At 40.2% G+C, this 22,491-nt stretch carries 16 protein-coding genes; 6 read left to right on the plus strand and 10 right to left on the minus strand.

Annotation, left to right across the window (positions count from 1 at the left end):
* Window positions 1-75 precede the first annotated feature (75 nt).
* Window positions 76-2,436, plus strand: a complete 2,361-nt coding sequence (locus KK060_RS18180) for an ABC transporter permease (RefSeq protein WP_254155203.1) — start codon at window positions 76-78, stop codon at window positions 2,434-2,436.
* A 36-nt stretch (window positions 2,437-2,472) separates the two neighbouring features.
* Here the strand turns inward: KK060_RS18180 and KK060_RS18185 are convergent, their stop codons facing one another.
* Together KK060_RS18185 and KK060_RS18190 are read right to left on the minus strand one after the other, a co-directional pair.
* Window positions 2,473-3,225: an ABC transporter ATP-binding protein gene (locus KK060_RS18185; RefSeq protein WP_254155204.1), complete on the minus strand. Its 753-nt coding sequence runs from the start codon at window positions 3,223-3,225 to the stop codon at window positions 2,473-2,475.
* Window positions 3,222-3,956, minus strand: a complete 735-nt coding sequence (locus KK060_RS18190) for an MlaE family ABC transporter permease (RefSeq protein ID WP_254155218.1) — start codon at window positions 3,954-3,956, stop codon at window positions 3,222-3,224. The genes KK060_RS18185 and KK060_RS18190 overlap by 4 nt, the downstream gene beginning before the upstream one ends.
* 66 nt (window positions 3,957-4,022) lie before the next feature.
* On the opposite strand from KK060_RS18190, the gene KK060_RS18195 reads away from it, so the two are divergent.
* From KK060_RS18195 to KK060_RS18215, 5 genes are all read left to right on the plus strand, one after another.
* Window positions 4,023-4,730 carry an SDR family oxidoreductase gene (locus tag KK060_RS18195; protein ID WP_254155205.1) on the plus strand — a complete coding sequence of 236 codons (708 nt, stop codon included), beginning with the start codon at window positions 4,023-4,025 and terminating at the stop codon, window positions 4,728-4,730.
* Window positions 4,731-5,061: 331 nt separating this feature from the next.
* Window positions 5,062-7,023, plus strand: a complete 1,962-nt coding sequence (gene ispG / locus KK060_RS18200; protein WP_254155206.1) for a (E)-4-hydroxy-3-methylbut-2-enyl-diphosphate synthase — start codon at window positions 5,062-5,064, stop codon at window positions 7,021-7,023.
* A gap of 11 nt (window positions 7,024-7,034) precedes the next feature.
* A complete protein-coding gene (locus KK060_RS18205) occupies window positions 7,035-7,247 on the plus strand; it encodes a DUF6728 family protein (RefSeq protein ID WP_254155207.1) in 213 nt (70 codons plus the stop codon).
* Between the two features lie 23 nt (window positions 7,248-7,270).
* Entirely contained in the window at window positions 7,271-7,624 is a 354-nt protein-coding gene (locus KK060_RS18210) for an MmcQ/YjbR family DNA-binding protein (RefSeq protein ID WP_254155208.1), read from the plus strand.
* A 155-nt stretch (window positions 7,625-7,779) separates the two neighbouring features.
* Window positions 7,780-8,781, plus strand: a complete 1,002-nt coding sequence (locus tag KK060_RS18215; protein ID WP_254155209.1) for a hypothetical protein — start codon at window positions 7,780-7,782, stop codon at window positions 8,779-8,781.
* On the opposite strand, the gene KK060_RS18220 is transcribed toward KK060_RS18215, so the two are convergent.
* The 8 genes from KK060_RS18220 to KK060_RS18255 form a co-directional block, all read right to left on the minus strand.
* Complete coding sequence (locus KK060_RS18220; protein ID WP_254155210.1) at window positions 8,778-9,476, minus strand: SOS response-associated peptidase; 699 nt, start codon at window positions 9,474-9,476, stop codon at window positions 8,778-8,780. The genes KK060_RS18215 and KK060_RS18220 overlap by 4 nt on opposite strands.
* A gap of 98 nt (window positions 9,477-9,574) precedes the next feature.
* Window positions 9,575-10,531 (minus strand): YheT family hydrolase, encoded by a 957-nt coding sequence (locus tag KK060_RS18225; RefSeq protein ID WP_254155211.1) that lies wholly within the window; start codon window positions 10,529-10,531, stop codon window positions 9,575-9,577.
* Between the two features lie 86 nt (window positions 10,532-10,617).
* A complete protein-coding gene (locus KK060_RS18230) occupies window positions 10,618-11,142 on the minus strand; it encodes a YfiT family bacillithiol transferase (protein WP_254155212.1) in 525 nt (174 codons plus the stop codon).
* Window positions 11,135-11,890, minus strand: a complete 756-nt coding sequence (locus KK060_RS18235) for a TerC family protein (protein ID WP_254155213.1) — start codon at window positions 11,888-11,890, stop codon at window positions 11,135-11,137. The genes KK060_RS18230 and KK060_RS18235 overlap by 8 nt, the downstream gene beginning before the upstream one ends.
* Window positions 11,891-12,073: 183 nt before the next feature.
* On the minus strand, window positions 12,074-18,505 hold the full coding sequence (locus KK060_RS18240; protein WP_254155214.1) for a fibronectin type III domain-containing protein: 6,432 nt from the start codon (window positions 18,503-18,505) through the stop codon (window positions 12,074-12,076).
* Between the two features lie 26 nt (window positions 18,506-18,531).
* The gene (locus tag KK060_RS18245) at window positions 18,532-19,806 is read right to left on the minus strand and encodes a hypothetical protein (RefSeq protein ID WP_254155215.1); all 1,275 of its coding nucleotides are present in this window, start codon (window positions 19,804-19,806) and stop codon (window positions 18,532-18,534) included.
* Window positions 19,803-20,849: a porin family protein gene (locus KK060_RS18250; protein WP_254155216.1), complete on the minus strand. Its 1,047-nt coding sequence runs from the start codon at window positions 20,847-20,849 to the stop codon at window positions 19,803-19,805. Before KK060_RS18250 ends, KK060_RS18245 begins: the two co-directional genes overlap by 4 nt.
* A gap of 63 nt (window positions 20,850-20,912) precedes the next feature.
* On the minus strand, window positions 20,913-22,181 hold the full coding sequence (locus KK060_RS18255) for a WD40 repeat domain-containing protein (RefSeq protein WP_254155217.1): 1,269 nt from the start codon (window positions 22,179-22,181) through the stop codon (window positions 20,913-20,915).
* Between the last annotated feature and the right edge of the window lie 310 nt (window positions 22,182-22,491).

The following is a 22,491-nucleotide window of genomic DNA, read 5'->3' on the forward strand; positions in this document are numbered from 1 at the left end:
TTTTTTGGGGCCCTGGGTAATAAGGATGCAACCTTTGTTTTTGTCATAGGTCATTTCCTTAAACCTGTTAGAGATATGCTTAAAAATTATCTGACCATTGCCGTAAGAAACATCTTCCGGAATAAGCTCTTTTCGTTTGTCAACATCCTAGGGCTGGCCTTTGGTATGTGTAGCGCGCTGGTAATCTTCCTTTGGGTTAATGATGAAATCCAAGTAGATAAATTTCATACAAATATCAATCGTCTTTACAGGGTAATGGAGAATCAGCACTACTCCGATGGAAGGTTGTTTACATTCGCATCTACGCCTGGCCCAATGGCGCCATACATCAAGGAGAAGTATCCAGAAATTGAAAAAGCGTCCAGGTTGACATGGGAGGTCAACAATCTTTTTCGCTTTGATGACAAGTCATTCTATGAGCCTGGTAGATATGCTGACCCTGACTTTATTGAAATGTTTTCTATCCCTTTTAACGCTGGGAATAGTTCAACAGCACTAAATGGCAAAAACTCAATTGTGATAAGTAAATCGATGGCAGAGAAGTATTTTGGAGATGAAGACGTCATCGGAAAGATATTGCTTATGAATACAAAAACGCCCTTTACCGTTACAGGTGTTTTTGCCGATATGCCTAAGAACTCTTCGCTTCAGTTTCAATATTTGCTTCCATTTCAATATTTCTTTGATGAGAACAAAAGCTGGCTTGACCAATGGGGTAACAATAACATCCGCACGTATTTAATGTTAAGAACAGATGCAACCATTAACAACTTCTCTGCAAAACTTAAAAACGAAGTAAAGCTTCATAACGAGCAGAGTAATGTTGAATTGTTCATTCAACCTTTTGGTGATGCTTATCTGTACGGCGATTTTGAGAACGGTGTTCAGGCAGGGGGGAGAATTGAATATGTACGCATTTTCTTTATCGTAGCAGTTTTTGTATTGATAATTGCTTGTATCAATTTTATGAACCTTTCTACCGCCCAAGCTACTAAACGTGCTAAGGAAGTAGGTTTAAGAAAAGTAATAGGCGCCATACCCCATCAGTTATTCCGGCAGTTTATGGGAGAGTCTTTTCTTACCGTTATTATTGCTGCGTGCCTGGCTGTGCTGTTTCTAATTGTGCTCTTGCCATTTTTTAATGAAATCACAGGCAAAGCCCTGGGACTAAATCTGCTCGACCTCAGGATTGTAATGATATTTGTGGCTATCGTTTTCTTTACTGCATTTCTGGCAGGAAGTTATCCAGCATTTTTTATTTCTGAGTTTAAACCTGTCCAAGTTCTTAAAGGGCAGTTAAAAAGTGGTAATCGCGCATCCGTATTTCGTAGAGCATTGGTGACAATTCAGTTTTCACTATCAATTATATTAATTATCAGTACTGCTGTGGTGTTCAGGCAAATGCAGTTTATGCAGAACCGCGATATCGGTTTCGATCGCAACAATGTTTTCTACGCATGGCTCGATGGTGATGTTGCAAATAACCTTGAAACGGTTCGAAACAGGTTATTATCATTACCTGGAATTGATGGGGTCACTGCTGCAAGTCAATTGCCTATTGATATTGGAAATTCTACCTCAAACTTATCATGGGAAGGAAAAGATCCGGAAGCAAATATTCTTTTCAGCGTACTAGCGGTTGACCAAGACTTTATTCAAACAATGAAGATGGAAATGATTGAAGGTCGTCCGTTCGATAGAAATTTAGTAACAGATACGGCTAACTATATCGTTAATCAGAAGGCCGCTGAGAAACTTGGTTTTAAAGATGAGGTAGCAGGTAAGGACTTGACGCTGTGGGACCGAAAAGGAAAGATCATAGGTGTTGTTAAGGATTTTAATTTCGGATCGCTTCATAATCCCATCGAGCCATTGATATTAAGGGTTCCTCGTAATGATTTCTTTTGCTTACTTATTCGGGCAAAACAAAATGAAACGGAAGCTGCGATTAGGTCAGCAGAAGGTATATGGAAGGAATATGCTCCAGGTTATCCGTTCAAGTACTCTTTTTTAAATCAGGACTGGGAAGAATTTTATAAAGCAGAAGGACAACGTGGAAAAGTTTTTAATACACTTGCTATTCTCTCCATATTTATCTCTTGTCTTGGTTTGTTCGGATTAAGTGCTTTTTCAGCAGAGAGAAGAACCAAAGAGCTCGGGATAAGAAAGGTTTTAGGTGCTTCAGTGCCTGGTCTTGTTCAGCTAATGAATAAAGAATTTATCACCTTAGTAATTCTTTCAGCAATCATTGGATGTCCGTTGGGCTGGTACCTAATGAGTATGTGGTTGGAGAATTACGCTTACCATGTTGAAGTAGGTTTAATTACATTAATTGTAGCAGCTTCTGTTTGTTTGACTATTGCAGTTATTACTGTTTCCTATCATTCACTAAGAGTGGCTTCCACAAACCCGGCCAAAAGCCTGCGATACGAATAACATAAGACTGACCTTTGGGTAGCTTAAGAAGTAGAACTATTGTTTTTCTCTCAGGCTACTCATTACCTTATTCGCAAAGATAAAATCATCCATTTCCTGGACGTTGGAATGTGTGATTTCATTCTTTGTTCCTTCCCAAAGCTTTTGTCCTTTATAGATGAACAAGATCTTTTCTCCAATACCCATTACAGAATTCATATCATGGGTAACAACAATAGTTGTCATGTTAAAATCTTCTGATATGTCCTGGATCAGTTCATCGATAAGGATAGAGGTTTGTGGGTCGAGACCAGAGTTAGGTTCGTCACAGAAAAGATAATTAGGGTTGTTTACAATGGCACGGGCAATGCCTACACGTTTCTTCATACCGCCACTCAATTCAGAAGGCATTTTCTTGTTGGCATTTTCCAACCCTACACGCTTGAGGCAAAAATTAACACGTTCCTGTTTTTCCTCACGTTGCATCTTTGTTAGTGTATCGAGTGGAAAGCGAACGTTCTCTTCAACTGTTTTAGAATCAAAAAGAGCCCCTCCCTGAAAGAGCATCCCAATCTCGCGCCTGATAGCTATTTTGGTGTCTCTGTCTCCTTCAAAGAAATCGCGGTTGTCGTATAGTACAGAGCCTTCGTCAGGCTTTACAAGTCCTACAATACATTTCAGTAAAACACTTTTACCTGTACCGCTCGCGCCTATAATCAGATTTGGTTTACCTTTTTCAAACACCCCACTTACGTTCTTTAAAATGGGGCGGCCATTAAACGACTTGGATAGATTACGTACTTCGATCATTTTGAAAGGAGAAGTTGAGCCAGGAAATAGTCTGCTAATAGAACGGCGATAACACTATTGGTTACCGCTTGTGTGCTTGATACACCTACTTCCAAAGCACCACCTTGCGTGTGATAGCCTTTGAAAGAAGATATTGATGAGACAAGAAAAGCGAATACTACAGATTTAATTAATGCAAATGTGATAGTAAACTCATTAAAGTTATACCGTATGCCATATACATACTCGTTGGGTGTAATGATACCTGTAAGTGTACCTACAATATAACCGCCACCCAAACCACATACTCCTGCAATAATTACCAGCAGCGGGTACATAAGCATGGAAGCAGCAATTTTAGGTAATACCAGGTACGAGATAGAATTTATACCCATTACTTCCAGGGCATCTATTTGTTCTGTAATACGCATCGTGCCAAGGCCCGACGCCATACTAGAGCCAATCTTTCCTGCAAAAATTACGGCGATGATAGTAGGGGCCAGCTCAAGCACCGTCATTTCCCTTACCACCTGTGAAATTACGTAATTGGGAATAAGCGGGCTCACCATGTTATATGCAGTTTGCACGGTAGTTACAGCTCCCATAAAGGTAGAAACCAATGCTACGAGAAGAACAGATCCAAGTCCTATAGCCACACTCTCTTCAAGGATTAACTTATAATATGTTTTGAATGGCTCCCGGTTTGTAAAAAGGTGGCCGAGAAAGATGAAATACCTGCCAATCTCGCTGATCATGAACGTTATTAATCTGACGCAATTATTAAATTGCTAAAGATACTTCAAAATAAAACATCAGCAATGCGTAAATTAATTGTAGTCACTGGCGGATCAAAAGGAATAGGCAGAGCCATTATCGAAAAATTTGTGATTAATGGTTTTGATGCGGTTACATGCTCAAGAAATGAAGATGATTTAAAACAACTAAAGCATGATCTTTTAAAATTATCTCCGGTAGGGCAGACTTATACGATGCAGGCAGATATGTCGAACAAAGCTGACGTTAAGAATTTTGCGCAGTTTATTCTCGATCTAAATCGCCCTATAGATGTGCTGGTGAACAATGCAGGATATTTTGTGCCCGGAGCAATACTCACCGAGCCTGAAGGAACCCTTGAAAGTATGGTGGATGCTAATCTCTACAGTGCTTATTATATGACTAGGGGTATAGTATCCGCCATAAAGAAAACGCCTGGTGCTCATATATTTAACATCTGTTCTATTGCCAGTATTAAAGCTTATCACAATGGAGGATCTTATGCGATAACAAAATCTGCGATGTTGGGTTTCTCGAGGTGCATCCGCGAAGAACTAAAGGAGCAACAGGTTAGGGTTACCGCTGTCATGCCGGGGGCCACTAAAACCCGCAGCTGGGAAGGAGTGGACCTGCCCAACGACCGCTTTATGAAAGTGGAAGACGTTGCTGAAATAGTTTATGCAACCTATTCTTTATCCCCTCAAAGCGTGGTTGAAGAGATTCTCATAAGACCTCAGTTGGGCGATATTTAAAAAAGAAAGTAATATCCTTCACTCGGAATTAGGCTTTTTAAGCAGGCTCTTTAACCAATAACCTCGGTAAAGGCCGTTTTGTATGATTTTATTGTAGAACTTGTTTCAAATTAAAATAGGGCTTTTAAGGAAGAAGACATTAACCATGCTCCACGATAGCTAGACCATACCGGTGCTACCTTCACCGCTCGCTTTTTTGCGAGTAAGAGGATCGACGCGAAACCCTCGACTGAGGGATAAAAAGAACTTGGAGCATGTTCTTTTATAAAACCATTCATTGTAAACAAAAACCGGTTTTAATCGGTTAATTTTGTAGATAAATCGATTATACGTGAATCCGTTAGTAACATCAGTAAAGCAGTATTGCAATAGCCTTATCCAATATAGCAGAAGAAAGACGATTGAAGTGAAGATTGGCGATATTCCCTTGGGAGGCATCAATCCGATTCGTATCCAATCCATGACCACGATAGATACTATGGATACCCAAGGTTCTGTTGACCAGGTTATTAGAATGGTAGACGCAGGTTGCGAGTATGTACGGATCACGGCACCGAGTGTTAAGGAGGCACAAAACCTTCAGGAAATAAAGAAAGAATTAAGCGCCAGGGGATACCAGGTGCCCCTTATTGCAGATATTCATTTTACCCCCAATGCGGCGGAACTGGCTGCAAGAATAGTAGAAAAGGTAAGGATCAATCCAGGTAATTACGCCGACAAAAAGAAGTTTGAGGAGATAGAATATACCGATGCTTCTTATGAGGCAGAACTGGAAAGGATTCGCCTTAAGTTTACCCCGCTTATTAAAATTTGTAAAGAATATGGAACTGCACTGCGCATTGGCACAAACCATGGCTCTTTATCAGACCGTATCTTAAGCCGATATGGCGATACACCGCTTGGCATGGTTGAGAGCGCATTGGAATTTTTAAGAATATGTGAAGCTGAGAGTTATTACAATATTGTGCTTTCTATGAAGTCCAGTAACCCACAGGTCATGGTACAAGCCTACCGATTACTGGTGCAAAAACTAGACGAAGAAGGATTAAAACCTTATCCATTGCATTTGGGTGTAACAGAAGCAGGCGACGGAGAGGATGGAAGAATTAAGTCATCCGTTGGTATAGGAACATTACTTGAAGATGGATTGGGCGATACAATTCGTGTATCCCTTACGGAAGAGCCGGAGGCTGAGGTTCCGGTGGCGAAAGCGCTCGCGGATCGTTATGTAAATCGTGCACCACATGATGTAATTCCTCCTATACAACAATATCCGGTTAATCCTTTTAACTATAGCAGAAGAGTAGCAAATGAAGTTGTAAATATTGGAGGTGCACAGGTTCCTCGCGTAATTGCTGATTTTTCTGCAAAGGATAAAATAACACCTGCATCCTTGTTTGCGACAGGCTATAATTATTCTATTAAGTTGGATAAATGGAACATTGGAGACATGGCCTGTGATTACGTTTTTCTTGGTAGCCAGGTTATAGATTTCGAAATTCCAGGAACACTCGGAGTAATCTATAACCATAGCACATGGCTAACGCAAAAGGAAAAAGAGCGAACTTATCCTTTTATTAAACCAGACCAATACCTAGCTGGAGTAGAGACATCATTAAAACTTAATTTCATTTATGCAACACTCAAGCATCTTACACCCTCTTTGATTGATAAGTTAAAGATAGATTCAACTGCGGTTCTCCTTATAGATACCTTCAACGAGCACGGCCTTGCAGAACAGCGGCGACTTTTTGTTGATTTAATGAACAATGAGTGTAATGTTCCTGTAATTATCGGAAGAGCTTATAAAGATCTTACGCCTGATAAATTGCAATTATATGCTGCTACTGATATCGGAGGATTGTTAATTGATGGGTTGGGAGATGGTGTGTTTATTTCTGCAGAAAACTGCGGGGGAGACAAACTAGTTAATCAAACAGCATTTAATATTCTTCAGGCTACAAGAACAAGAATATCAAAGACAGAATATATTTCCTGCCCATCTTGTGGCAGAACGCTTTTCGATTTACAGGAGACCACCGCCAGAATCAGGGAGAGAACCTTTCATTTGAAAGGAGTAAAAATTGGAATTATGGGATGCATTGTCAATGGTCCTGGTGAAATGGCTGATGCCGATTACGGGTATGTTGGCTCCGGTCCTGACAGGATTACGCTTTATCGCGGAAAAGAAGTGGTGAAGAGAAACGTTCCTACAGCCAAAGCTGTTGATGCATTGATAGACTTAATTCGTGAAGACGGGAATTGGATTGAGCCTTCTCTTGTAGAACAGTAAACTTTAAAACGATGGAAACAAAAGCTGAAAATAATACAACCCGGAAGAAGACGGGATGGAAAAACTTCTTCTCTTTAGGGGAAGTTGGTGGATATTTCTTCAGAGGGAAAGATTCTTCGAGGCCCAATAATATTAACATCAGAATGATGCATGGTATTAACAAGATCTCTATTGTAGTGTTTCTTTTGGGTGTTATTTTTCTTATCCTTAAAAGATTGCTTTAATTCATAGATATTCCTGACCCATAATGGACATTGAAGGATTCCGAAGTTATTGTCTTTCCAAAGCTGGTGTAACAGAGGAGTTTCCTTTTGGTGAGAATACCCTTGTGTATAAGGTAATGGGTAAGATGTTCGCCTTAACTGATATCGAACTGTTTGAAAGTATAAACCTGAAAGTTGACCCGGAAGTAGGAGTTGAGTTGAGAGAACACCACGAAAGTGTTCAACCCGGATATCATATGAATAAAAAGCATTGGATTACGGTACTTATAGATGGCTCGATTCCTGATAAGTTATTGTGTACTTGGATCGATAACTCATATGACCTTGTTGTAAAATCCCTCACTAAAGTAAAGCAGCGTGAATTGGGCGTTGTCTGAGTTGAGTTTCAGCTAACATCTGTTAGACGTCGAATTAAATTGCCTCTTGATCTACTAAATGAGGTTTTTCCCCGTTATAGTTAATGTAATGTTAAATAAGAATAAAACGGCAAAAATACAATGATTACTGTTATTTTTGCTTATTAACCCGCTTCATGACCAGGGCTTTTTACGTTATTATTGGAATAGTTACCTTGCTGGCGTCTTCCTGCACCCAGCGAACGGTATGCCCTGCGTATCAAAGTGCCTTTATTTACGATAGAAATGAACTTAGAAAGAAGTTCAGCTATTTTCAGGAGGATTCAACACCTAAGGTACTTGTTGCAAGCAAAACAAAATATCTTGTTGCTGAGCCTACACCTTACAGGAAGAAATTAAGAAGTATTCAAACTGTTGAAGCTAAACGAATATTCGTTGCTGTTCCTGATTCCATCAGTGGTGTTGGAAAGGATTCTGTTGCTGCAGAGGATCTTGACAGAGCAGCCAGGTCAGTTATTGACACCATTATGGTAGTTGATGTGCCAGCAAAGGAAGCAATTGAGAAAAAAGCTGAAGATAGTGTTTATGTTATTTCTAAAGATCGTGAAGTAAGGCTATTAAAGTATAACATGCCCGACAGCCTGAAGTATGACGACATCTTAAAGAAATATGTTGCTGAAAAACCCAAGTATTACGTAGAAGAAGTAGGCTTTAATACAGAGCAGGATAATTACATGTGGTACCTTCGCCATTCACTTGTTCTGCCAGACGTACGCCTTGCAAAATTACAGGCGGCCAATGCCAAGGCAGGAGAGGGTAAGAAAGCGCAGAGCGAGAAAAAAGGATTCTTTGGGTTCTTCAAGAATCTGTTTAAGAAGAAAGACAAGGCCGACATCGATTCAGCAGAACTTGATATACCAGGTGACGACGAGTTTGATTATATAGATACGACAGAAACGGTAGTACCTGTAAAACCTGTTCAGCGTAAGCAAAAACGTAATGAATTGAAAGCCGACGAGCAGGATGAGAACGTTGAGCCCACAACGGAGGCAATTAACCCTGCGAAGCCTGATAAGAAGAAAAAGAAATCAAAGAAAGATAAGACTGAGAAAACAACTACACCGCAGCAACCTCAGCAGGAGAAGAAGAAGGAAGAGGATGACGACGATGGCTTTTAATCAAACAAGGTAAGATTACCATGTTGGTCAGCCGGAGGTGTTGGAAGAATCAAAGAGGCAACATCAAGCGAAGTATTAGCAATACCAGGCGATACTGGATAATAATTTAAGTTAGATGCACTAATTGGCTTAAGCAGATCTACAATCTTCTCTTCCCCGGATGTTTTATCCAACCATATTTGCTCGCCGTTCCTGTTAAGGATAACAGGCATTCTTTCAGCGATGTTGTTTACAATGTCGTCTGCTGGTAAAGTGATAATGGAAAAAGTCTGAATTTGATTGCCCTCAGTATCTTCAAACTCCTCCCATAAAGCAGCAATAGAAAAGGTCTCCCGATCAGCCATCATAAAGTGATAGGGAATGCTTGTTTTTTTACCCACCTTCTTCCAGGCATAAAATCCATCAGCAGGAACAAGACACCTTGTTTTCATTAAGGCCCTTTTAAGAGCTGGGCGATCGTTAAAACTCTCTGTGCGTACGTTAATGATCTTTTCGCTCACCATTTTATTCTTGGACCACTCCGGTGAAATGCCCCAATAAAAAAGAGAAACTCCTTCAGGAGCAGAGCTTGTAATAACAGGAAGAAGTTGTGTGGGAGCGGCATTATACCTTTCCTTATAAAAGTCCGGTACATCAACAGAAAATCTTTCTGCTAAATCTGTACGTGATGCGGTAATGGTATAACGTTCAATCATTAAAACGGGATGGTAAAGCGATTTAAAAATTATTCAAGATTGGAGCAAGACGTTCCGGATATTTCATCTGCAGGAGCAGCATAAAAAAACAGGAGCAATTACCTTTCATGTTGAATCCAATCCAATGCCCGTTGTTCAGACCAATACAAACCGTTGCTATTTATTTGTGTGAAACCAACATGTCCGCCTCGCAGAGGCATCTCTAATTTTACGTATGGATGTTGTCTTAATAAATCAAAAGGAAAGCATTCCATGCTCAGGAACGGATCATTCTTTGTATTAACAATAAGTGTTGGTATTTGAATATTATCAAGGAAGAAAATGGAACTACATTTAGAATAGTAGTCGACGGCGTTTTTAAAGCCATGAAGAGGTGCTGTATAGGCGTCATCAAAATCGATTAACGTATTGATTGATCGAAGCTTCTGGGTGTCAAGACCGCTCATGAGATGAGCCTTGATAACAATCTTTTTCTTGAGTGAGACCACGAAACGTTGTGAGTAAATTTTGTTGGACGGTAGCGAAATCTTTGTGCAGCTACTTTCAAGGTGCAGGGGTACAGAAAATACAGCTACCCTTTTAATTTGAGGGACTACTTGTCTTTCTCCAAGATACTTCAAGGTAATATTTCCACCTAGGCTAAAGCCAATAAGGAAAATTTCGTCGTATTGTTTTTTAGCCAACGCATGTTCAATAACGGTATGAAGGTCATCGGTAGCACCACTGTGGTAGAAACGTAGCTGCCTGTTCATTTCCTGGCTGCACCCCCGATAATTCCAAGCTAGGATATCAAAGCCATTTTTGTAAAATGCTTTTGCCATTCCTTTTATATATGCCCGGTAGCTATTACCCTCTAAGCCATGCTGAATTACAACCAGCTTTTTGGTGTTATTTGTCAACCAATCAAGATCAAGAAAATCATTGTCGGGCGTACTAATACGCTCTCTTCTAAAAGATGCAATAGAAACACGTCTGAAAAGCGCCGGATAAATGGTTTCCAGATGTGCATTGAAAAGAAAGAAAGGAGGGTTATAAGGATTTATAAGATCTGCCATTCCAAATACTTCAGTAGTATACTTTGAATTGGCAAAGGTATATGGTTAAACTAATAAATCTTTATAACAATATATTCAGTAAAAATTTATTTCTTGCTTACAATCTCCAAATGACTGAGGTGATGTTCTCCGTGCCATGCATAAGTGGCTATCATCCTTTCCAGCGAGATATACTTCTTTGTTTCCGGATGGAGGAACTGCTTCTCCATGTCTTTCTCAGTAAGTAACTTAAGAAGCGAAACCCATTTAACATGCAATGCGTTAAGCAAGTTTAGTGAGATAGATGGATCTAAGTTTACTTCCGGCGTCTCCGCCCATGCACCTTCGTCATATGCTTTAATCAAAGGTGTATTTTCAGTTAACGTCCATTTGAGGCGTATGTAAGCGTTCATATGGCTATCTGAAAGGTGATGAATAACCTGTCTTGCTGTCCAGCCGCCTTCTCTGTAGTTGGTATCGAGTTGTTTGGCTGTAAAATTCTTTACAAGTACTTCAACTTTTGAAGGTAGTGCTTCAATAGTAGAAATAAGACTGCTGATGTCGTCTGCACTATAAGATTCTTTAGGAGAGAATTTTCCAATAGGGTATCTGAGGCTTTCATCATTATTCATGTGCTTCTTCTTTAGCTTGTTTACGCTTGTTTCTCACACGTATATTTATCATTTCAATACTCATCGAGAAAACAACAGCGAAGTAGATATAACCTTTAGGAATATCCTTATCCAACCCTTCCAGAAATATCATGAATCCTATGAGGATAAGAAATCCCAGGGCAAGCACTTCCATAGAAGGATGTTTGTGAATAAAGTCACTGATCTTGCCGGAGAAGATGATCATAATTCCTATTGAAAGAACAACTGCTATAATCATGATGCTGACATGATTTGTTAACCCTACAGCTGTTAATATAGAATCGAAGGAAAAGATTATGTCCAGTAAAATGATCTGCGTGATAACACCGGTAACATTTACTTTCTTCTTTTGATTTCCTCCATCCAGGTCTTCTTCTTCTCCTTCTGTCTGATGATTAATTTCTCGTGTACTTTTAGCAATCAGAAACATTCCACCGAAAATGAGGATAAGGTCACGTCCACTGATAGATCCGTCTTCACTTATCCAATGGGGTACATGGAATAAAGGTTCGGTAAACTTCATTACCCAGGTAATAGTGAGAAGCAGGAGGATTCTAACTCCCATTGCTAAAAGTAACCCAAGGTTTCGTGTGCGCGCCCGAAGGTCTGCAGGTAATCGGTTGGATACGATGGAGATGAAAATAATATTATCTATTCCTAAAACGACTTCAAAAAATGTGAGGGTCAACAGGGCTAACCATGTTTCTGCCTTCAGGAAAATTTCCATTATAGGGTTTTCGTATTGTTTGGAAAGTTAAAAATAAGAGAAGTAAGAGTATCCTCCAAAGGAAGGAAAGTTAATACTAATGAGTTCCAAATAGAACATTGCTTTCTGATAATGTAAGCTATAAGACATTGAGAGCCATTCCATATTCAAATGGCTTTCAATGTCCGAATAAGTAGTAATCAATTAGTGAACTATTGAAACTTTCTTCTGTAATAGGCCTCTGTTCGTTTCTATTTGTAACAAATATACCCCCGAAGTAAGATCTCTGGTCGACAAAGACTTTGATCTTTCACCTGTATTTACGTTACTACGCAATACAAGTTTCCCAAAGCTATCAAAAACATGTATTGAACTTTCTTTGTTTACAGTTTCCGACAGTTCGACATTAAGTACTTCACTAGCAGGAACCGGATAAACGTTTATTGTGCCTTCTAAAGCGATTTCTGATCCTGTTACTAATACAGGACGAGCAGGGTGATCAACCAGTTTTGCCTGAATAACTTCTTTGGAGCTTGCAGTTACCTTTTGAACAAAGACTACAATGGCACCTTCATTTGGATCAATAAGGCTTAATTTGTTCCATTCAATGGAAGGAACGGAATAAGACTCTCCTGGTTGAAACATTGCGGGCAGTTGAAGCCCTGCCGGTGAAGGTAATATATCTCTCGCCACATACTTGAACAGTTGATCGCCGTTGTTTCCTAAGAAGGCGGGGTTGTCGATTTTCTTTTCAACAATAACCGTAAACACGTTCAGGTCACTCGTATTTATTGAAGCACCTGCGGTGTTCGTAATTTTTGTATTGATTTTTACAACATCCCCGTCTTTAACAGGTACTATATCTATTCTCAACGGAGACGGCTCGAGCACACGGTTGTCGTACATCAAAGGAGCCCAGTTGGAATAGGGTCCGTTTTGGAAAGAACCATCTATTCTTAATGAAGGAGAGCTTGTCAGTCCATAAAATGCGGCCCTTGCATTATTCATATTCTGGTTCGCTTTATTAAGTGGATCTTCTCCAGGAAATGCAGTGTGATATTGTAAACCTATAATTTCAGAGGACACGTCTGTCAGTTGATTAAAGAACTCGTTTTGTGCACGTGCGTTTGCAACAGCCGACGAGTTAGTAAAGTTTTCAATGAGGATGGAACGACTTCTTTCCCCTACAACAATATTATCAAAAGCAAACCCTTCTCTGCTGCCAGTGTTGCTTGCAAAAGCAATCCGGAACTTCACATCAGATTTACCGATAAGTTCGTCTAGTTTATAGACAGCGTGCCTCCAGCTTTTGTACTTTCCTCCTGAAGCATCGCCTGTCCATCCAACATCGGTTGACGATTGGTTGCCAGGGCTTGAAGTTATACCATTATGATCATACCAGTTAACACCTGTACTAATATCACCAAGTACTTTCCAGTTATTGCTATCTTCAATATTACCTGTTTCGTTATACTGTAATACAGCGCCATCCAAACCTCTTGGTGTTTCAGACCAGATGTCCATGGCGATAACTGGCTTTTTTGCCTGACTGAAGTCAAAGCATGGACTCAATACCCACGATTGCTCATTTGCATTGCTTTTCCCGTGGAGGTTTGTCTTCCATGCATTGCCATTACCCGTCGCAGAAGAATCACGGTTAATAATTACAGCAGAAGGTTTTCCAAATCCCCATGATGAATTCGTACCACCGCTAATCCAGCCTCCGCTTCCATTATCAAAAGTTTGAGCATAAGAATCATTTTCGGTGATAGGAGCAACCCGCGGAGTTATAAAAACAGGTTTTTCAACTGTATCACGACAGTTGTTAACAGATTGTACAATTAAACGTACAGTATCCATACCAATAGTGCCGTAAACCACTTCGGGAGAATCTGTATATTCGCCATGAAGCGTATTTATCGCCAATTGGTTTTTCTTATTAAAATTCCAATCGTAAGATGCAATAGAAACGCCGTTGGAGATTGTGGCATTAAAATAAGTTTCTGTTCCCAGGCATGCATCCCTCCAGGTAAAGTTTGCATTTGGTATGGGATAGATATCAATTGGAGCAGTACCAGAAACCACACATCCATCACTTGTCATCATCCTGTAATTGACAGAATAATTTCTTACAGTCGGGAATTTGTGTTTGATATTTCTATAGGTCCCTTTAGTAGTACCTCCATGAGTATTATCAGGTATAAGGCCGTTACCAAAATCAAGGATACCGGTGTTGTCATCGAAATTCCATGAGTAGCTGGTTATGGTAGAGGTAGCTGAAGAAGGAATAATCTCTGAGTTATTATCAATGTCTACGAAAAAGCCATTGCAGGAAGTGCCTAGATCAACCTGAGCATGGATACTTGGAAGAATGGTGATAGTAGCAGATGCCTGGTTTGAACAGGAAGTAGAAGCATCTGAATAAGTATAAGTAAGGTTGTAAGAGCTGCCGGGATTAAAGGTTGGACTATTTGGTAAAATATCTACAGTTCCAGAGCCAAAGTTACCTAACCCAGTAAATGCAGTGCCTCCCCATGTTCCTCCTGGAATGGACTTAATTGATATAGGTCCATCTGACTTACATATTTCTGTTAAATCAATTTCAGGATTTGCTGTACTGATAGCAACAGCAGGAAGATCCTTGATTGTTATGGTTACTTTTCTGTTAGAACTCTGGCATCCGTCAATTGTTTGCGTTACAAACCTGTTAAAAGTAAATGGGCTGGAGGAAGAAAGCGCTAACTCAACAGGTGAAGCATTCGTTGGTGTTGTTACAGTTATTTCATTTGCAGGGCTTTGTGTTTCGTCGTTATACCACTTAACAGTGGCTGAAGGCGATGAGGTAGTTACCTGCAAAGGAGAAATTGCTGCATTTAAGCAATACTCAGCTGAATTGCTTAAGGGTGGTAAAGGAACTTGTTTAACTGTAATATTTATGGTGGATACAGGGCTTTCGCAGGAATTTATAATCTGCGAAACAAAACGTTGAAAAGTTGTTGTTGACGTGACGCTATTAGGGACTTCCAGCTGACCTGGTGTTGCCGTATTTGAAGTTGGAGAATAAACTACATCCCGGTCAGGTGTGTTTGCTGCCAGGGCGCCATACCACCTGTATGCACCACTTCCTCCTGCTACTGTAATTGGCAGAAATGCGTCATTCGAACAATAGGCAGGTATAGACGGCACTGCAGGAGGAGTAGGGTTACTATTAACAACAATATTAACTTGTGAAGCAGGACTCGTGCATCCATTAATTGTAGTTGTCATGTAAGATGTAAAAGTACCTGCACTATTTTCAGGAACGTTTAATTGAGAAAATTTTGGAGTGGCCGGGTTGGGTGATATTGGAATGGGAGATGTAAGCGAGTTATTGCTATACCATTGGATGGTCCCGCCAGATGTTACTTTAACTTCTCTATTGGAAATATCATCAGAAACGCAAAGCGGGGCAATAGCCTCAAAAGAAGGTGCTACAGGATTCTCGCTGATTGTTGTTCTTCCATAAACTGCTAAGTATTCAGTAGTTCCGTTTGTAACAAATACGTCAAGATAGTAGGACCCAGCCCCCACAGCAGATGGATTTAATCGAAATGTTTTAGGATTACTTCCAACAACTTCCTGGAACATATTTTGATAATTTGCAGGATCGGCGACATCAAGGTACCCATGCGGTCCATTACCAGCAAATCGATACAATCTTATTCGGATATAGGTTGTGGTAACAGGAATCGTTGCAGGATTATGGCTTAATACGCTACTCAATCCATCGGAAACACAATACTGGTTTTGTAAGTTGTTTACAATTGCTGAAGAGCTAAATACGTTTACAGCAATAGAGGTACTGTTAGAACAACCTGCATCACTCGTATGGGTATAAGTAATTGTAATTGGATTGTTAGCGGTGCCTGCAACCTGCGGGTTGAATTTGTATTTTCCATCAGGATATAAACTAACACCCAAGCCTGAAAATACTCCTGTTCCATTATTGGGTATTACAGTTGCATTTAATTCATAAGGGTCCTGTGTATTATTAAATTGTGTCCTTACCATCGCTTCTGTACCAGAGGGAGCGAAGCTAACAGCAGGGGTTGGATTAACTGTAAAATCAATTCTATTACTTTCTTTTGAACAGCCTCCTGTTACCTGTTGAACAACTACAGAAAATTTATCTCCGTTTGTAAAATCTGTTCCTGCTATTCTGTTAAGGTTTTGGTTACTACCGTTGTTAATTGAAGTTTGTAGTACATCCGAAGAATTGTACCTTCTGAAGGTATAGTTAAATGCAGCGGAAGGTGTCGCCCTTAACGTTATTGCATTTCCCGAACATAAGGCTGCAGAACCCGAAACTAATGTAATGTCTGCAGTGGGGGTAGGATTTACGGTTAAGGTAACTGGTGTTGCTGCGCTTCTGCAGACTCCAGGGGTTTGTGTAACATACCGAGTAATGGTAGCTGAGGATGATGTTACAAATCCAAGCAAAGTCATGTCCGCTGAAGTCGGATTAGCAGGGTTAGAAAGCCCTGTTATTTCTGTAGTAAGGTTAACATCAGAATACCACTTAACATTAATGTTGTTGGCTGTAACAATTGGACGAGGATTAATAACATCTCCCTGACAATATGTATGTGGTGTAAATGTAACTGCAGGACTCGCCGCATTACTACCTGCGTTGATTGTAGCAAGGTTACCGGTCAATCCATTAATCGTTCCACTTCCTCCGGTCTTATTAATGTGGGCAGTTGAGTTTGATGAACCATCATAAGTGACTTTAATTCCACTGATAATAATTGACTCTTTGTCATTATTGTTACCGTCCAAAGTATAAGTAATGGTAATTCGCGATGCATTAACAACTATTGAAAGTGTTTCAATATCATTATACATCGTACCTGGAGGTCCTGGGCTAACAGAGACACTTCCCTGACCGGGTACAAAACTGTAAGCCAAATTATCAAGCTCAAAGATAATTGTTCCTTGATTTGCAATATCACTCTTTCCTACTTCCGCAATAGTAATGTTGGATAAGGTTATAGAAGATCCCTGGCAGACTGATGCGGTATTCGCTGGTGTCACTGCTACCCCTGTCGAGGGAGTTTCCGAGGCAGTTAAAATAGTTGCACTTGTTAAGTAATTGTAAGTTTGGCTGTTGACGCCATTCCAATTAAAAGGAATAATAGCATAATTGTACTGCGTTCCTGCGGTTAAACCGGTATGGACATATGAAACATCAGAAGGAGAGGTTACGGTAGTAATTACGGTAGTTCCGCTTGGTAACGTAAATGAACCTGGAGCTACACCATCATCTATTCCGGTAACAGTGGGATCTGCGCCATCACTTCTTCTTAAAATAATATATCCATCTGCGTTTGTAATTGTATTGGCAGCGGTAAAAAACAGTGTTATCTGCGTTGAACTTGTTGCTACGGCATCGAAGTCTGAAGGGTGGGCTGACGGTTCGAGTGCATAAGTAAAGCTATTTGCTGAGGGAGGAGAATCAGTTTTGTAATTTATTGAAGAGCCTGATCCATTATAGGAATATATTTGAAAATTGTAATTGGCTTGAGGATCAAGTCCCGTCCAATCATAGTGGTCAGGGCCCGCAATATGTGCGACGTTAATTACACCCCTGAAATTAGCATCGGTAAAATCATTGTCATCAGCGAGCGTATTTCCATCCGTTATGGTGTGAAATGTCCCTGAGGGATTTTTCTTAGCTACAATAATATAATTAGATGGAAGATTTGTACCCGTTGCGCCTGTCCAGGTTAATCGTATGGTGGTTGCGTTAATGGCAGATGCTGCAAAAGCAGTAGGTTGGTTGGAAGGTTGTACGGCTAATGTTGTAGCAGATATAGTTGGAACACTTGCTGTATTATAATTAATAGTGGCGGATGATCCGTTATAAGCATAAACTGCAAAATCGTATGAAGTGTTGGGATCCAGCCCAGTCCAATCATATTGGTTAACCCCTGCGGTATGTACAACATTGTGTGCACCATTTAAATCTGCGCCGGTAAAATCAATATCATTGGCTACCGCAACACCATCTACCACAGAAGGATAAGAACCTCCGGAATTTTTCTTTGCCACAATCAGGTAGTTTGATGGGGTTACAGCACCCACCGCCCCATTCCATGTAAGTCGTATTGAACTCTCTCCAAGTACTGATACATTTAAACCTGAAGGTTGATTAGTAGGTTCGTCAGCAAAGGTAGTAGCAGATGCGGAAAGGGGAGATGAGGTTTTATAATTAGAACTTGCTCCTGCGCCCGTATACGGATAGATTTGAAATTCATACGCAGTTTGGTTGTCTAATCCCGTCCAATCGTATTCATTTAGACCACTATCATGCGTAACATTGATAGCACCATTTTTGTTACTGTCTGAAAAATCGTTGTCATCTGCTACAGCAGTTCCATCCGTTACAGTTTGAAAAACACCACCTGAAGATTTCCTTGCAACGATCAGGTAGTTTGCAGGGATGGTAGCACCCGTTGCGCCAGTCCATGACAGACGAATTGAAGAAGAACTTGTAGCCGTTGCTGTAAAGCCTGTCGGATGGTTGGTAGGTTCCTGTGCGAATCCTAAAGAAGTTATAAGTACCAGACTTAGAATGTGGGGTAATAAACGTATCATAGAAATATACTATAGCTCTTAAAGAATTAATTTTTTAGTTCACCATTTTCATCAATCTTCAATAGCATCATTGATGATAAGCCAGACATTGTATTAGTTCCGCAAATAATAAGGCTGCCATCTGTATCTTCAGCTACTGATATTACATCTTCATCCCCGTCTCCTCCATAAATTTTACTCCAGATAATGTTACCAAAGGCATCTGCTTTAATTACATAAGCATCTCTTGTACTTGTCCCTCCCTTAGTTGTTCCGATAATAACATAACCACCGTCATGTGTTGATGTAATGCCTTCACCACTGTCTTGATTTGCCGACTCCATTGCAGATACAGTTCTGTCATTAAACAAACTACTTCCATCATACAATTTCTCGGAGCCTTCGATAAAGCTACCCTGCCTGTTCACACGCGCAAAGTATATGTTGGCGTTTGCTCCATCTGTTTGAGAACGGGTTCCCACTACAGCAAAGCCCATTGCTTGATTGTAGTCTCTGCAGATATCTCCTGCCTTATAAAATTGACTTGATGTTTCTCCTCTCAAAGAAAAATTTTTGAAAGTGGAGTTTTCGGCTGCCACCGGAATGGCTAAATAGCTTTCATTAAAAGCAGGTTTTAAGATGGATGAAGCCCATAGAATATTGCCATTGTCGTAGTAGATTGACTTGCTATTAACATAGTTACGTTCAAGCAAATCATACTGCTTCATCCATTTCAATTGTAAATCTTTATCAAGTAATGCAATGAATGGTTTTTCAGCACTTGATAAATCCTGTTTATACAACCCAAGAGCGACAATGTCACCGTTTTCAGTAAGCTGCATAGAACTACTCATGAAATCTGTTATGGCAGATGACTGGTTGGTATTCTTGTCTTCGAACTTTTGCTTATTTAATACCGTTCCGTCTGCTGTAACTTTCAAAATATGTGTTGAAAGGATTTCAATGTTTGCGACGTTATCCGTGTTCTCATTTCGTTGGATGCTGTCTCCTAATACAATATACTCACCTGTAGATAGTATCTCGAACGACTTCGACCTTATCCCCGGGATATAAACAGTTTTGCCTGATGGTGAACCTTTTTTATCTGTTGTTATAAGTACTGTTGAATATCTTCCTTCATTACTGGTTGTATTTCCCAATAAGACGTAGCCATCAGAAACCACCTTTAGGTCTACTCCAGTGTAGCTATTCAAACCATGAAAGAACTTGATGAATGTTTTATTGGGCGAGATTTTAGCATCATCAATGTTGTTGCAGGATGCAGCAGTCAATGCAATTACGAAGACAAAGATGAATTTCATTTTCCTACTTGGAGTTTTTTAGGTTTGAAAATGTTCTGAACGTACCCAGCAGTTATCGAGAGTGAGCTGAGCCTGAACAACGCATCGCCTACGTTGTTGTTGAAGTTAATTTCAATGTTCTGGTAGTATGTATTGGCTGAGTTGACTTTGGTTAACCCATAAAGATATTTTAACTCGGCTGTCATATATCCGCCGAAGATGCGCATTTTGATTCCCGCAGAAGCAGTCGCGCTTATGTTAAAGCGCTCACGTGTTATTTCGATGGTTTTCTGTTGAACCGCTCCTGCATTGTCTTGTAACGTTTCTGTAGTAACGTTTGAGGCAAGAAGAAGGTCAGGGGTTATGCCCAGAGAAAGGTATGGAATAAAATTGGTCTCATCTTTTAAAATATATTGAACTGATAAGGGAACAGTAACCCAATTCTGCTTTTCCTGTGCTGTAGTTGTATTGTAAACAGCAACATTTGTTACCTCATCTAATCCACGGTAAACGCGGTTTGTAAGATCAAATGCTTTTTGTTGAAATAATACTCCAGGGTTTAGCGTGAGTTTCTTCGTTAATGGAATTTCGCCGACAATACCTGCCTGAAAACCAAGTGCATTCTTATACTTACTGTCACCCTGGTTTGTGGTAATGCGTTCAGTAACGTTGGGCTGAGTGGTGTTAACGCCAATATTTACACCAAGACGGTAAATAGGTTCTGTTCTGAATGTTCTGTATAAGGCAATAAATTCAGCGGGATCAACAGCGGAGTTTACTTTAAAATAGGGATCGGCCTTCAGTAAGTTCAGCATTTCTTCATCAGCTTTTCCCGGTTCTTCAAGATAGATGTATGTAAGGGTTAATAACTTATAGGCATTAATCCGTTCCTGATTGGTAAAGCCGTTTTTCAGACAGTTCTGAATTAACGCTGGAAGTTCCTGAAGACGACCCTGATCATAAGCTGATTGGGCCAGACGTAAAGTTTGCGTACAGGTTGATTGACCTATTGCAAGGTAATGCGATGACATTGTCACCACTATGAGTAGTAGGGTTTTCCTCATAGGAGGTTATTATTAGCATTTGTGATAATCGTTTAATACGAACGATTATCTGGTTAGTTATACTTATTTGTTGTTAGATGGCAGACTTTCGCACGTTAATACGTAAGGAAGATCTTTGTCTACATACGTCTCCCATTCATCCTTACTTAAGTTGCGAGGTAGAAATCCACATAAAATACCCGACATGGTTTGTATTCTTGTCGGCCATGCATGAATCGTCTGATCTACCTGTCCAACCCTTGTTTCCTTTACACTTTGAATGCCTGCAATAAGTTGTTCATCATCGGGAGTAAAGGCAACATTCCATACCCAATCATGATCGCTTAAAACAATGGGTTGTTTGGTTAGATCTTTGTAGTTCCAAAGGCGAACAGTAAAGTCTTTACTCGCCGTTGCCATGAACGTTCCTGCATTATTGAATTTTATGTGTTCAATATTTGAAGTGTGACCTGTAAGCGGACGGGAGAGGATGCCATTGTCAACAAAGAACACTTGCCCGTTTGTATTACCAATCACTATCTTCTTATCCGGAGTAAAACAAATTGACGTAAGACTTGCATTGGAGACTTTAATCGCTGATTCAGTAAAATTGTTTTTGATGTCCCATATATAAAGCACCCCATTAATTCCTGCTCCTGCAAGTTTACTTCCGTCAGCACTTAGGTCAAGTGATGTGATTCTTTCTCTGGGAGAAATAATTTCTTTTGCGGTGCTTAGGTCAGAATAACGGATACTTTTACCTGAATTATCTCTTGCATAAAATCCTTTTCCATCAGGGGTAAAGTGTATATCATCGATGTCAGATTTAAAACCAAAAATCTTTTTGGGAGCCTGATCGGGTTTATTCAGGTTATACAGTTCTGCGTAATTCTGATCGGGGTTTTTAGGATAACTTCCTCCGGCAACTAATAATGATTCATCAGGACTAATGTCCAATGAAAATACGAGGTAATCATTGTTAGGATTATTATCACTAACGCGGTCAGCAACTATCTCAAGGGCCCGCCATTGACCATTTATGTAACTCCATTGGATTATTTTTCCATCACTGCCACCAGAGAAAATATGATTGCCATCGCTTCGCGTTTCAAGCGCCCTTGCGCCACCTTTTTTATGTCCTTCAAGACTTTTGGTAAGCGTGTGATTTTGTGTTCTTAAAGCGTAGAACAAACCATTGTAGATGTCATTGTCATAGTCGTAATCTCCGTACGCTTTGTTAAAGTTATAGGCTTGCTGCGCCAGTAATGATTGCTGATCAGGATCACTTGACAGTTCTTTAGACTTAATGGCCATAGCTTTTGCAATGGCAATGTATCGCCTCTTGTCGGCCAAGGCTTTCTGTGCCTTTGCTTCTTGTTCTTTTTCTACAGCAAGGTCACGGGCCTGAAGTGCATTTTGCTCTTCTATCTCCGCCCTTTGTTTCTGAGCATTTGCCAGCTCCTCATTATCGCGCGCGAGCTGAGCATTTCTGATAGCGAGGTCTTTCTGTATCTCCGCTTCTGTTTGAGCAATCCGGGCTGAATCACGCGCTATTAACGCAATGTGCTCCTGACGTTTTGCTTCTGCGGCCGCCGTTTTTGGCTGTTGTGGATTTTTTTGGTCCCGCGTTTTTTTTTTTTATTCGTTTTGTGTTTGTCTGTGA

This window comes from Chryseosolibacter indicum, from assembly GCF_018598585.1.
GTDB classification, from domain to species: domain Bacteria; phylum Bacteroidota; class Bacteroidia; order Cytophagales; family Cyclobacteriaceae; genus Chryseosolibacter; species Chryseosolibacter indicus.